At 52.0% G+C, this 13,125-nt stretch carries 13 protein-coding genes; 3 read left to right on the forward strand and 10 right to left on the reverse strand.

What is annotated here, in order from left to right; genetic code table 11:
* Positions 1-7: 7 nt before the first annotated feature.
* The 3 genes from ACSEXS_RS01720 (at position 8) to ACSEXS_RS01730 (ending at position 3,178) form a co-directional block, all read left to right on the forward strand.
* Positions 8-1,240, forward strand: coding sequence for a MerR family transcriptional regulator (locus ACSEXS_RS01720; protein WP_438431459.1), 1,233 nt, complete (start codon positions 8-10; stop codon positions 1,238-1,240).
* A gap of 232 nt (positions 1,241-1,472) precedes the next feature.
* On the forward strand, positions 1,473-2,099 hold the full coding sequence (locus ACSEXS_RS01725) for a type 1 glutamine amidotransferase family protein (protein ID WP_438431460.1): 627 nt from the start codon (positions 1,473-1,475) through the stop codon (positions 2,097-2,099).
* Between the two features lie 134 nt (positions 2,100-2,233).
* Entirely contained in the window at positions 2,234-3,178 is a 945-nt protein-coding gene (locus tag ACSEXS_RS01730; protein ID WP_438431461.1) for a Gfo/Idh/MocA family protein, read from the forward strand.
* Positions 3,179-3,392: 214 nt separating this feature from the next.
* Here ACSEXS_RS01730 and ACSEXS_RS01735 read toward each other — a convergent pair whose 3' ends face one another.
* The 10 genes from ACSEXS_RS01735 to ACSEXS_RS01780 all read right to left on the reverse strand — a co-directional run bounded on the left by ACSEXS_RS01735 (position 3,393) and on the right by ACSEXS_RS01780 (position 13,034).
* Positions 3,393-4,805, reverse strand: a complete 1,413-nt coding sequence (locus ACSEXS_RS01735; RefSeq protein WP_438431462.1) for a PQQ-dependent sugar dehydrogenase — start codon at positions 4,803-4,805, stop codon at positions 3,393-3,395.
* A 183-nt stretch (positions 4,806-4,988) separates the two neighbouring features.
* Positions 4,989-5,747, reverse strand: a complete 759-nt coding sequence (locus tag ACSEXS_RS01740; protein ID WP_438431463.1) for a creatininase family protein — start codon at positions 5,745-5,747, stop codon at positions 4,989-4,991.
* Between the two features lie 40 nt (positions 5,748-5,787).
* Entirely contained in the window at positions 5,788-7,002 is a 1,215-nt protein-coding gene (locus ACSEXS_RS01745; RefSeq protein ID WP_438431464.1) for an ABC transporter substrate-binding protein, read from the reverse strand.
* 134 nt (positions 7,003-7,136) lie between these two features.
* Positions 7,137-8,141 carry a branched-chain amino acid ABC transporter permease gene (locus ACSEXS_RS01750; protein ID WP_438431465.1) on the reverse strand — a complete coding sequence of 335 codons (1,005 nt, stop codon included), beginning with the start codon at positions 8,139-8,141 and terminating at the stop codon, positions 7,137-7,139.
* Between the two features lie 4 nt (positions 8,142-8,145).
* Positions 8,146-9,048, reverse strand: coding sequence for a branched-chain amino acid ABC transporter permease (locus ACSEXS_RS01755; RefSeq protein ID WP_438431466.1), 903 nt, complete (start codon positions 9,046-9,048; stop codon positions 8,146-8,148).
* A 3-nt stretch (positions 9,049-9,051) separates the two neighbouring features.
* Positions 9,052-9,756 (reverse strand): ABC transporter ATP-binding protein, encoded by a 705-nt coding sequence (locus ACSEXS_RS01760; protein ID WP_438431467.1) that lies wholly within the window; start codon positions 9,754-9,756, stop codon positions 9,052-9,054.
* Positions 9,749-10,516 (reverse strand): ABC transporter ATP-binding protein, encoded by a 768-nt coding sequence (locus tag ACSEXS_RS01765; protein WP_438433059.1) that lies wholly within the window; start codon positions 10,514-10,516, stop codon positions 9,749-9,751. The genes ACSEXS_RS01760 and ACSEXS_RS01765 overlap by 8 nt, the downstream gene beginning before the upstream one ends.
* Before the next feature lie 19 nt (positions 10,517-10,535).
* The gene (locus ACSEXS_RS01770; protein ID WP_438431468.1) at positions 10,536-11,186 is read right to left on the reverse strand and encodes a GntR family transcriptional regulator; all 651 of its coding nucleotides are present in this window, start codon (positions 11,184-11,186) and stop codon (positions 10,536-10,538) included.
* Between the two features lie 33 nt (positions 11,187-11,219).
* On the reverse strand, positions 11,220-12,119 hold the full coding sequence (locus ACSEXS_RS01775) for an isoaspartyl peptidase/L-asparaginase family protein (RefSeq protein ID WP_438431469.1): 900 nt from the start codon (positions 12,117-12,119) through the stop codon (positions 11,220-11,222).
* Positions 12,120-12,500: 381 nt separating this feature from the next.
* Positions 12,501-13,034, reverse strand: coding sequence for an NAD(P)H-dependent oxidoreductase (locus ACSEXS_RS01780; protein WP_438431470.1), 534 nt, complete (start codon positions 13,032-13,034; stop codon positions 12,501-12,503).
* Between the last annotated feature and the right edge of the window lie 91 nt (positions 13,035-13,125).

The raw sequence follows: 13,125 nt of genomic DNA on the forward strand, positions 1-13,125 counted from the left end.
AAATCGAATGCATGTAGAAGGGGAATGGATGACCGCAGGCCATTTTGCGGATAAGGCGGGTGTAACGAAACGAACCGTACAGTTTTACGATAAGGTAGGACTTCTAAGTCCCAGCTTTAGAACCGGTACTGGGCATCGGTATTACACGAAGCAGGATTTGGCACGACTCCAAAGAATTCTGACCCTAAAGTATATCGGATTGAGCATAGACGAGATCCGAAGCATTATACACCGCGAGGGGCGTGAAGAGGACCTGAAGGAATCCTTACGAGTACAGAGCACCATTATTGGTCAGAAAATGGAACATCTTCGTCTCGTCCAAAAAACAGTTAAAGAGACCCTTTCCCTGCTGGAAAGCTTGGAACACAAGGAGCAGGGAACTCAGGGGTCCACTGTTGAATTCTCTGAAAGCAGTCCGGCATGGGATCTCTTCGCTTCCATCATCCGAGTTGTGAATCAGGAGTATGAGAGCGCATTTAATCTCCAGACGAGGATTCGATTGCATGACGACTTCAGTGTAAATCCTTACTGCTGGCATCGGTGGCTTTTTGATCAAATGATGATACCGGAGTCCAGCAAGATCCTTGAGCTGGGTTGTGGGGACGGAACCTTGTGGAAACGGAATGCCGATCGGATCCCGGAAGGATGGGACGTTACGCTAACCGATCTTTCCGAGGGGATGTTAACCGATGCCAGGGAGGGGCTGGAGCATTACGTTCCTGCTGATCGATTTCAGTTCACTTCGGCAGACGCCCGTTCGATTCCTTTTCCGGATGCAAGCTTTGATGTGATTTTGGCTAATCATATGCTCTATCATGTAACCGAACGCCACCAGTCCTTGAAGGAAATCCGGCGTGTTCTGAAGCCTGGAGGCATGCTGTTCTCCTCCACGATGGGGAGGCACCATATGGTTGAAGTAAAAAAATATCTAAGCGAACTGAATCCCAATTATGATTTTGGACGCCAGGATTTTGCCTGCGAGTTCGGGTTAGAGAACGGGGAAGATCAGCTGGAAGCTGCAGGTTTCGTGGATATTCGTCTGGAACGATACGAGGACGCCCTTCGGGTAACGGATTCTAAGCCCCTTATCGATTACATACGAACAACGCCTGGAGGCCGCGAGAATTTTACGGACAGCCGTCTGTCGCAACTGGAGAACTTGCTGAATGAACAGATACAGGCGGTTGGCGCCATTCATCTTACGAAGGAGGTCGGGTTATTCGTCTCTTTTCGTAAATAACTCCGTTGGACAGACTAGTAATCAATTTGAGGAGGAAGTGTTGTTTGCGGAATGGTTGAAAAAAACATGGAGACAACTTGAATTCTAAGGAGCAGCAGGGGACTCCTAAACTTGTGGCAGTTGCTTCAGAGGTACGGGGATAATATCAAGTTCAACAACTTCACTGACATCCGTTGTCAGTGGAGTTGTTTTATTATCCTAATAACCACTCATGAAAGAGGAGCGCTTAGAAATGAATAATACCGTATATCTTTATGTGTTTGATACCATGTCCGATTGGGAAATAGGCTATTTAGCCGCCGAGCTGAACTCTGGAAGATACTTCAGACAGGGGCTGGCTCCGGCCAAAATAGTCACCGTTGGAATAGACAAGACTCCGGTAACGACAATGGGCGGATTGAAGATAATGCCTGACATGAAAGTGGATGAGTGCAGCATGAAAAACGTAGATGCATTGATTTTGCCTGGCGGAACTACATGGACAGAGGCTATTCACGTGCCCGTCCTAAAAATGGCCGAGATGGGTTTAAAGGAAGGAATAGTCGTTGGAGCCATTTGCGGTGCGACCTTAGGACTTGTTCAAGCCGGATTGTTAGATTCCTGTTGGCACACTAGCAATAATTTGGCCTACCTTAAAATGACTTGCCCTTCTTACACGGGCGAAGACTATTACAAAGAGGAAGCTGCGGTCACCGATGGGAAATTGATCACCGCATCCGGAGTAGCTCCATTGGAATTTACGGCTCATGTTTTAAAAGCCCTAGATGTATGCTCTCCAAAAACTTTAGACGCGTGGTATCGTCTTAATAAAACTCATGAACCGCACTGTTTCTATGAGTTAATGAATTCAATCCAATGATGTAAATGGACGGCTCCATATGCCTTTGCTGATGGGTTTATTTGACAGATGGGAACGTGTGTTCTATAATGAATTAGCATCTTATGAATCGGTTAAGATATTGCATTGAAATAATAATTAACGGAGGTTTTGCTGTGATTAAAGTTGGAATTTTAGGAACGGGTTTTGGAAGACAGCATGCAGAATTATTTAACAGAATGGACGGTTTTGAGGTTGTTTTAATGTATGGACGGGATGAAAATAAATTAATTGATATAAAGAACTCTTTGAATATTGATACCACCACGGATATCAACGAAATCATCAACCATAAGGAGATCGACTTGGTTGATATATGCTTGCCAACTTCACTTCATGCCGAATGGGCTATCAAAGCTTTGAGGAATAAAAAACATGTCTTCTGCGAAACCCCGCTATCCTATCGGATGGATGAGGCAGAAGAAATTCGAAGTATCTCGGAAGAGTATCAAAGAAATGTATTTGTGGATTTGTTTTATAAATTCTCGACACCACATCATATAACGATAAACAAAATTAAAAACCTTGAATTAGGTGAGGTAAGATCATTTCATTCCTATAATAAAACAGCTCCGAATTGGGGTAACCTCGGATTACAGAAAAACGTTTCCGATTTCCACATACATAACTTTGATTTCCTGATGGAGATTCTGGGAATGCCTGAAGCCGCTGTTTCAAATGGCATAGATTTTGGTGATCAATCCATCGTCATCACCACGTTAAACTATAAAAACAAATTCGGGGTTATTGAAAGCTATACAAATCTACCAAAGAATTCTCCGTTTTATGTAGGGTTTGAAGTTAATTGCGAGAGAGGTTCTATTAAATTCGATGCAGAATATGGAATTAACACAAGAGAGGAATTCGTAATCTACTCCTGTGATGGAACCAAAGAGGTCTTAAATCCGCAAATGAAGGATGATTATGAACAAGTCATTCTTCATATGAAGGATTGTTTGGAAAATAACAAAAAAAGTGAGTTTCTTGATATAGAATCTGCAATGCAAGGGATCAAGATTAAAGATGCCGTATTAAAATCCTTAGAAGCTAAAAATGCGTAAAGGATATAATGGCGGGTAATACGTTCATTCTGTTGCTTACACGGTTCTGTTGTTACTATCCCGTTAAACGATATGAAACGATGGAATGACGCCGAATAATCGGCGTCTTTTTCATATCGACAAGTCGATTCCTCTCGGAAACTCTTGCTGAACAAGATTATTCGGAGAGAATGAAGGTTCTTGAAAAAAATCTCCCTACCTGGCTTTCATTGCATCACGGTACGATCTCAAATACGGTACCTCGGTTATAATCAGCCACTTTCATAGAGCCATAAACCCCTAGATAGAGACGGGTTTGATTCAGATTGGCGCCTAAGGAAACGTAATACGCGTCATCGGACCCAAAAGGATAATCCGTTTCGATAACCTGGTAATCGTTTGGTTTACAATCGGCCGTTACCCGGGTGTAGGCTAGAGCTCCCCTAACAGGCTGCTTCGCATGTGCTTGAGCCAGGTCGGTAAACACAACGCTTCCCATTAAATCGGGGATATGGTTTCCATTGTAGGCCTGGACCCCGGTTAGGGCGATCCCTCCAAACTTGTTGGGGCGGGGATCATCATGGTAATAACTCGTGAGCGGCGGAAGGCGCAGTACAGAAGTTTCCAGAGCTTCATTGAAGTAAGGAATGATTTTCTCATTCAAGCTTGAATTTGCAGGGCAGTTCCTTATTACCGTGGTAGGGAAAGTGCCTTCCCACCCGTGCCAGCCGAAGTTAATCAATCCGGCTTGGTCGTACTCCGACCCCATCCTGGCTGCTTGAACAAGCGGAGTGACCGGTATGGGCTGATAATGAACGAATGAATAAATGGATTCGACCAGTTCTTGTCCGACATTCCCTACATATTTCCTATAATGATTACGATGCCTCTGATAGGAGATGCCCGGTATATTGCGTACCCCTTTTGCCATGACGGTAAGCGCTCTCTGAACCGACTCAGGCAGCTCCTGAAACCGCGTGACCGCAGGCGGATGATCGACAAATCCATTCATGCTTACATCGATTTCAATGATCTTACCCGCTATTTCCATCAAGTCTTGGCTCAAGTTAAACGGATCATAGGCAGAACCGCCATCTCCGGTTGTTAAAACCAGTTTTCCTGTTTCAGGCGAAAAATTCAAGCTGTTGACCCCATTATGATTTAGAAAGGGCCTTCTTAGGTTGAGTAAAGTACGCCGTCTATGGGGCTGCCCCGTCGGTTGCAGAGTCCATTCTTCCACGGTATCGATATGATCATAGTTTTTTTCTCGATCGACCCACTTCAGGGTTAAAGTACGCGGATCGCACGGGTTAGGTTTAAACGATTCAGAGAATGCAGTTGGCCCTTGAGTATCGGCCAGGGAGTAATGGAGATAAAACAATCCGTTGTAGAAAAAATCGGGATGAAAAGCTAGCCCGATCAGCCCCCGTTCATCGTACCCGCCGCCGGAGCCTCCAAGTTTTAAGACTCGATGGCGAATATCCAGAAACGTTTTTATCGCTCCATTTCGGATAGAAAAAATCTCGCCGACCTGCGTAGCGATCATGAGACTTTCGCTAAAATCACCCGGAAGAAAAGTCGTTCTTATGACAGTAGGTAAGTTTACCTTACTCACAATAGGCCGAAGGCTGACTTTAACGGGCTTCACTTTCATTACCCCCTTTGGTTAAAGGTATCTCTTAAAACTATGACGAGATTTTTTTTGTTAGCACCAAATGGGGGGAAGAGGAATTTGTTGACCTACCGCCCTGGGACGTGTTGGAAGAAACGATGCAAAAAGACGGAAAAGGGCGGTCCGCCCTTTCCGTCTTTTTGCGTGCAGCGGGAATCCTTACGACTTCTTAAAGCCATAATTCCAATCGGTCTCGTCCATCTTGCGGATGAAGGTTTCCAGCACATGCAGCACCGCTTCCTCCAGCTTCTTGCCTTTCTCCAAAGTGGCGACGCTGGGGTCTCCGGAGGCTCCGGTGTCGGTCAGTTCGTCGAATCTCCACTTGATGTCGACGAATTCCGGAAGGTCGGGGACGACGCCCTTGGCGTGCTCCATCTCGACCAGATCGCCGAACAGAGCCAAGCCCATCGACGTTTCCCCCTCGCCTGCATGGCCAAGGCCGTTCCACACCTCGAACATGTCAGGCGGAACCAGCTTGCCCGCTGCGACCCACCAGTCGTTCAAGCTGGCGATGGTCACTTCCGGATGTGCCACTTTCACGGCCCGGGCAGCCAGCTCAATGGGGGCGATGTTGCCGTCGTGTCCGTTCATGATGATGATTTTCTTGATTCCGTTGCGTACGATCTCGCTCAGCACTTCCTTGATGACGTTGGTCGTGGTCTCCGGGGTCAGACTGACGGTGAAAGGCAGCTTGTTGTAATGCTGGCTCATGCCGTAGTTAATCGGGGGAAGGACCAGGAGTCCTTCCACACGCTCGGCCAGCTTTTCGCTGATGAGATTGGCGGTCAGGGCATCCGTGCCGAAGGGCATGTGATAGCCATGATTCTCAAATGCGCCGACCCCGAAAATGACTTTGTCGATCTTGCTCTTGTTGGTGTTATACTGGTTTCCCGTCATATGGGATCCGATGAAAGCCATACGTACGCCTCCTTAAGATGGATGTTGTCGAATGTGGCGATTAGTGCGGGAGGATTTCCTGGGCAAATTCGAATTTGCCGTCCTTCACCTCGATGATGGTGACGCTCTTGGAAGGAACATGGCCGCTGTCGTAGCTGATCTCGCCGGTGACGGACTTGAAGCCCTTGGTCGCGTTCAGCGCATCGCGGATGGCCTTCGGGTCCTCGCTGCCGGCACGGGTGATGGCGTCGGCGATCAATTTCATCGTGTCGTAGCCGAGGGCCGCAAAGCCGTTTTCCGGAGCGTGGCCGGTCTTCTTCGTATAAGCCGAGACGAAATCGCTGACGATGGCGTCGGAGTTGCTTAAGGCGACATGGGTGGAAAAATAGACCTTGTTCGTTTGCGGAACGCCGCCCATCTCGATGAGAGCGGGGGTGTCGAAGCCGTCGGCGGACAGAATCGGCAGGTCGATGCCTTTGTCGCGGATCTGCTTGACGACGATGCCCGCCTTGTCAGGCAGGGCGGAAACCATCAGGACATCCGGCTTGTCGGACAAGTTTTGCAGGCGGGTAATCTGGGCGGAAAAATCCGTGTCCGCCGCTCCGTCATATTTGTCCTCCAGCACGATCTTGCCGCCCTTGGCCGTAAACCGTTCCTTGAAGAACACGGAGACGTTGTTCGTGAAGTCGGAGGACGTGTCGGTTAAAACCCAGGCGGACTTGGCGCCAAGCTTTTCTGTGGCGTAGTCCGAAATGGCGTAGGATTGGGAGTTATCGCCGAAGGCGGCCATGAACATAAAATCGCCGACCTGTTCCGGGATCAGGGGAGACGTAGCCCCTGAGGTGATGAAGGGAATGCCGGCGCTTTGGGCGACGGGACCCGCCGCAGTAACGAAGGTCGTATCGCTGAAGCCCGCAACGGCGACGACTTTTTGCACGTCGATCAGCTCCTGCATGCCGTTGGTCGCGGAGGTCGGATCGGTCTTGGCGTCGATGGAGACGACCTTGATCTTCTTGCCGTTGATGCCGCCCTTGGCGTTGAGTTCTTCGGCCGCCAACTGGAAACCTGCCAAGGACGGGCCGTCGAGGGAGGCTTGTCCGCCGGTTACATTGAAGAGCGCGCCGATTTTAATCTCTCCGCCGGAAGCCGGAGCGGCCGCGCTTGAGGCCGGTTCGCTTGCGCTGGTACCGGAAGTCGGGCTGGCGGTCTCTTTGCCGTTTCCGCAAGCGGACAGGATCAGGACTAGGGAAACAAGCAGGAACGTAAGTTTTTTCATAAGGTTCTCTCCCTCTCTCGGTATGGTAGTTGAAGCAAACGACTGCGATGGCTTTCCGCTAAGCTGCGACAAGAGAATTGGCCCCCTCTGCGTTACATCTTTCTCACCTCCACGATGAAGTCAATTCCGCGCTGCTATTTTCCCAAAAGTCCTTTTGGCCTCAGGATAATGATGGTAATGAGCGCCAGGGACATGATGATCTGGCTTAGCCCGTACATCTGGGGGAATTGAACGCCGAACAGCTCGATTCCCCGCTCCAGCTTATTCAAGAACAGTTCCGGGACAAGGGTCACCAGCACGGCTCCGAGAATCGCTCCCGGAATGCTGCCCGATCCGCCGATGACCAGCATCAGCACGAGCCCGAAGGTCATGGAGTAGGAGAACATGTTCGGGTTGATGCTTGTCACCAGATGGCCGTACAAGCTTCCGCCGATTGCCGCGAAGAAAGCACCGATGGAGAAGCTGAGCATTTTTGCCTTGAGGACATGGACTCCCATCGCTTCCGCAGCCAGATCGTCCTCCCGGACGGCGAGCATCGAGCGCCCATACGAGGAGCGGAGCAGCCTCCAGATCAGGTAGATCGTCAAGGCCGCCGTCGCATACACCCACCAGAGGTTGGTCACGGGGGGGAGCCCGGAGATGCCGCTTTTGCCGCGGGTGAAGCTTGTCAGGTTGGAGGCCACCACGTTGACGATGACGGTGAAACCGAGCGTCGCTACAGCCAGATAGTGTCCGCGCAGCTTGAGGACGGAGACGCCGATGAAGAGGGAGAAGAGGACGGCCAGGGCACCGCCGATCAGAAGCCCTGCGGCATAGGGGAGCTGGGTGGTCTGCAGCCAGTCCGGCATGTTCGGGAAAAGCAGGCGCTTGCGGCTCAGCGGGTAGGTGAGCAAGGCGGTGGAGTATGCCCCCACGGCCATGAAACCGGCGTGCCCGAGGGAAAAGATACCGGTGTAGCCGTTGCTGAGGTTCAGACTGACGACGAGAATGATGTTGATACCTACGAGATTGATGATCCGCAAGTAGTAGCCGTTGAAGGCAAAGTTGGCCACGATCAGGAAGGCCAAGGCGGCTCCGATGAACAGGATGGCAGCCGTTCTAGCGTTGAGTAAACGCCGAATCTCGCTAATTGGATTCATAGTGCTACACCCTCCGATCCTCCACCCGGCCGAACAGTCCGGTGGGTTTAATGAGCAGCATGACGATGAGAGCCAGGAACACGAAGGCATCCTTGTACGCCGACAGTTCGGGCGGCAGGAAGGCGACGAACAGGATTTCACCGAGACCCAGAAGAAGTCCGCCTACAGCCGCGCCGGGGATGCTGCCGATCCCGCCGATGACCGCGGCGACGAAGGCCTTGAGTCCGGGAACAAAGCCCATATACGGCTCAATCCGGCCATAGCGTCCCGCCATCATGATGCCGGCGATGGCTGCGAGCGTGGAGCCGACGATGAACGCCGTGCGCACGACGGAGTTGATGTTGACTCCCATCAGAATCGATGCGTTCATGTTCTCTGCGGTCGCTCTCATGGCAATGCCGATTTTCGTCTTCTTGATCAAGAGGGTTAGCGCCAGCAGGAGGATGAAGGTGACGCCCACGATCCAGACATTCATGAGGGGAAAAGTAACCGGGCCCACCTCCACATTGGAGTTGAAGGAAGAAGGCAGCGAGAAGGCTTTCGGCTGCGGAGTCAGGATCATAACAGCCAGGTTCTGGATGAGGATCGACACGGCAAAGGAAGTGACCAAGGTCGTTTCCTCCGGCTTGCTGCGCAGCGGCCGGTACGCAAGCCGCTCGATGGTGATGCCGATCAGGGCGACGAACAGGATGGAGAGCATGACGGCCAGCGGAAAGGGGAGGAGCCAGTTGGCAAGCACTCCCGCAACCGTGTAAGAGGCGATCATCAAGAGGTCCCCGTGGGCAAAATTGATCAGCCGGAGGATGCCGTACACGAGTGTGTAACCGATGGCGATCAGAGCATAGACGCTTCCCAGTCCCAGGCCGTTGATAAGCTGTTGAATGATGTATTCGGCGGAGATGTCCATCTCTTAACCTCCCAAATAAGCCTTCTGGATTTCAGGATCGTGGAGCAAATCGGCCGCGGCGCCTTCAAGCTTGACGGCACCGGTCTCCAGGACGTAGGCGCGGTCGGCGATTTGCAGCGATTCATAGGCGTTCTGCTCGACGAGCAGGATCGCCATGTCGTTGGTCTTCAGGCCCTGGATGACTTCAAAAATGGTCTCTACCATGATCGGAGCAAGTCCGAGAGAAGGTTCGTCCAGCAGGAGAAGCTTGGGCCTGCTCATAAGCGCCCGTCCCATGGCCAGCATCTGCTGCTCTCCGCCGCTGAGTGCGCCGGCCGGAAGCTTCTCCCGCTGTTTGAGCACCGGGAACAGGCTGTAAATCCACTCGATATCCTCGGCAAGCTGCGCCCCCCTCTTGCGGGTGTAGGCGCCCATCAAGAGATTTTCCAGGATGGTGAGCTGCGAGAACACCTGCCGGCCCTCCGGCGAGTGGGCCATTCCCATGGAGACGATGCGGTGGGGGGGCATGCGTGCGATATCCTGTTCCAAATAAGTGACGGTTCCGGACCGGGGCTTGAGCAGACCGGACAGCGTGCGCAGCGTCGTCGTCTTCCCGGCCCCGTTGGCCCCGAGCAGAGCAACCAGCTCGCCCGGACGCACCTCGAAGCTGACATCCTTCAGGACATGGATCTGGTCGTAGTACACATTGAGGTTGGTGACTTTAAGCATGTTCGGCAGACCTCCCCAGATAAGCCTTGATGACCTCGGGATTCGAGCGGACTTCCTCCGGGTTGCCTTCTGCAATCAGTTGGCCGTAATTGAGCACCTGGATATGCTCGCACAGCTGCATGACAAAGGGAATGTCATGCTCGATGACCAGGATACTCAAGTCGTAACGGTCGCGAATGGATCGGATCATCCCCATCAGCTCCATGGATTCATTGGGATTCATGCCGGCTGCGGGCTCGTCCAGCAGCAGCAGCTTGGGAGCCAGCGCCAGAGCCCGGGCGATCTCCAGCTTCCGCTGATTGCCATAGGACAGGCTCCGGGCCTTGTGATGGGCGAGCCCGGCGAGCCCGACCTCCTCGAGCAGTCGGATTGCGTTATGGTGAAGAGCCTTCTCTTCCCTGGTATAAGAGGGGAGGCCGAGCATGGCAGAGAAGAAGCCGTACTGCTTATGGATCTGGGCTGCGACTAGGATATTGTCCAGTACGGTCAATTCCTTGAACAGCCGAATGTTCTGAAACGTCCGGGCCAAGCCCAGCTTGGCGATCCGGTCAGGGCGCTTGCCGGTGATGGGTTCCCCCCGGAAGAGAACCCGGCCTTCCGTCGGTTCAACGAGGGAGGTCAACATGTTGAATACGGTGGTTTTGCCTGCGCCGTTTGGACCGATCAACCCGTGGATGCGGCCGGGGAGAACACGCAGGCTGTAGGAATCCACGGCCGTAAGACCTTTATACTTCTTCGTTAAGTTAGCGGCTTCCAGTATCAAGGGGGAGCCTCCTTTCCTAGATGAAATCCGTGGAGAGTATCCGGTTTCGCGTATTGGTAATATGGTCGACCATCCGTTTTTTGGCGGCGGCGGGATCGCGCTGCTTGATCAAATCCACAAGCTGCCGGTGATCGTTCATGGAGAACGTGCTGCCGATTCTCAGGTCCAGATACAGAACGCGCTGCATCGTGTCCAAAATATGGACGATCATTTTCTTCAAGCGCAGGTTGTTGCCCGCTTCGGCCACCGCTTCGTGGAAGTCGAAGTTCCGCTTCATGATTGAAATTCCATCCGCCTGGTCCAGGCTGCTGATATCGACGTCCACAAGACTTTCCAGTTTACGGATGGCCGGCTCGGTCGCGTGGATCGCGGCAAGCTCGGCCGCTCCTCCTTCCAGCAGGACGCGAAGAGTGAACAGCTCGCCCAGGTCCTTCAGGTTCAATTGGCTGACCAGTCCTCCCTTGTAAGGAAGAATATCGATCAACCCGTCATGCTTGAGAAAATGGAAGGCTTCCCGGACCGGGGTTTTACTGACGTTGAATCGATCCGCGAACTCTCCGACGCTTAGGGCTTCCCCAGGCTTGAGTTGGCCATAGACGATCATTTCCTTGATCTCTTTGTACACCTTGTCCGTCAAGGACGGCTCTTTGTCCGCAAATCCGTTCATAGGAAGGGGCAACCTCCGTTCGGTTAGGATGACTTAGATCCGAATGACCTCGATGGGCGTAACGGATCCATTCTTCACCATGGCAACGGGGAAGCGGTCGCAGTTGTGAACGGCCGCCGTCCTGCCGAACCGATCCACGACGATCAAGCCTCCGTATTCGCCGGTTAAGCTCGTCATGCGCTGGATCGCCTGCTTTGCGGTCTCAAGAGGCGTGACGCCTTCCGCGATCCGATCCTGAACGAACTTGGCGGTCAAGGTAACCAGGAAGGCTTCGCCTCTGCCGGTGCAGACGACCGCGCATTCTTCGGAAGCAAAGATGCCGCCGCCGATGAATGGCGTATCCCCTACCCGTCCAGGGAGTTTCAGGAACGAACCCCCGGTGGAAGAGGCGGCAGCGAGACGGTGTTCGTCATCCAGGAGGACGCATCCCACCGTGTCGGTTTCTTTCTTTAATCCGGTGAACGCGCTGTATTCCAGCCTGCGCCCTTCCCTGAGCAGAGAGGTGGCGGTGCGCCAGGAATCCAGTTGCTCTTCGGTGACGCAATCGTCTTCCTCGAAGCCCATCTCTCTGGCAAATAAGGCTGCGCCTTCTCCGGCAAGGACGGCGTGCCTGGAAGCTTCCATGACTTTCCGGGCTACAGAGGCCGCTCTGCGGATTCCTCTCATGGCCGCTACCGCCCCAAACCGGCCGGTAGCTCCATCCATCATCGCTCCGTCGACTTCAACGTAGCCGTCCCGGTTCAGGACGGAACCCAAGCCGGCGTTGTAGAGCGGGTTGTCTTCCAGCTCCTTGATCGCCTCCTCCGCCGCATCGAGCCGGTGTCCCCCCGCCGCCAGCTTTTTGAAACCTTGAATAGCCGCTTGCTCTAACCCTCTTATGTAGGGAGGCTCCGTGCTTGTTTCCACGCTTCCATGCACGACTATGATGCTCATGGCGACAAGCTCCTTTTGGTTGACTGATATATCAGTGATATGTAACATAAATATTGTAGAAATACTAACATCAATTTGTCGAACGCGCAAGATATAAGTCGAAAAAGCTATTTATATGTACAATAATCTATCATTATTGATTAATATTGCGGAAATGAATGATATCATTCAATCATGTGTTAGATAATCTAACACAACTGAGGGTAGATTTGGGAGGGGTTCATCCCGGGATGCCCGCTGCTATTGCTTGCGGGCACTGAGGGGGAAGGCTCACGGAGGGGCGGAATCTTACGGGATAAGACGTACTCTGATAGGAAGCAAACTGGGAGTAATGGACAAAAGAATTTCTCGAAAAAAAACCGCCATCGGCGGCAAAGCGGTTCATGCTTGATACTTACCGATATAGTTAACGTAGTCTTTGGCGCTCTGATGAATTTCCTCATCGCTCGCTTGAAAAGAAGCTCCGAAGACCGCAAAATAGGGGAGGGCCTCTGCGCCGACGTGTCTCATACTGGCTTTGAACGGCACAATCACGTCCTCCACGGTAAACGAAACGGAGCCGTCCGGCCGATAATTTTCTTTTTTGTCACCGATGGACAGGGCAAGCCCGAACCGTTTCCCTTTCAGTTTGTCGCCTGTCGATCCATAGGCCCACCCGTGAGTAAAGACATCGTCGAACCACTTTTTCAGCAGAGGCGGGTAGCTGTACCAATATAACGGAAACTGAATGACAATATGGGAATGAGTTTCTAATAAATTCTGCTCTCGAGGAACATCGATGGTCCAGTCCGGATATTCTTTGTAGATCTCATGAATGGCAATCTCGTTCGGATACTGCAGCAGTTCATTTTTCCAGCGCCGGTTTACCCTCGATGCCTCAAGGTTCGGATGAGCCAAGATCACTAGAGTCTTCATAATAAACCCCTTCCTTTTGCTCTTTGTTAGGTACTCCCTCATTATCTGGCAAGCCAAGCAAAAAGAAAATACACACAAAAAAGTAAGAGAG

The organism is Gorillibacterium terrae (assembly GCF_051594785.1).
Classification (GTDB): domain Bacteria; phylum Bacillota; class Bacilli; order Paenibacillales; family NBRC-103111; genus Gorillibacterium.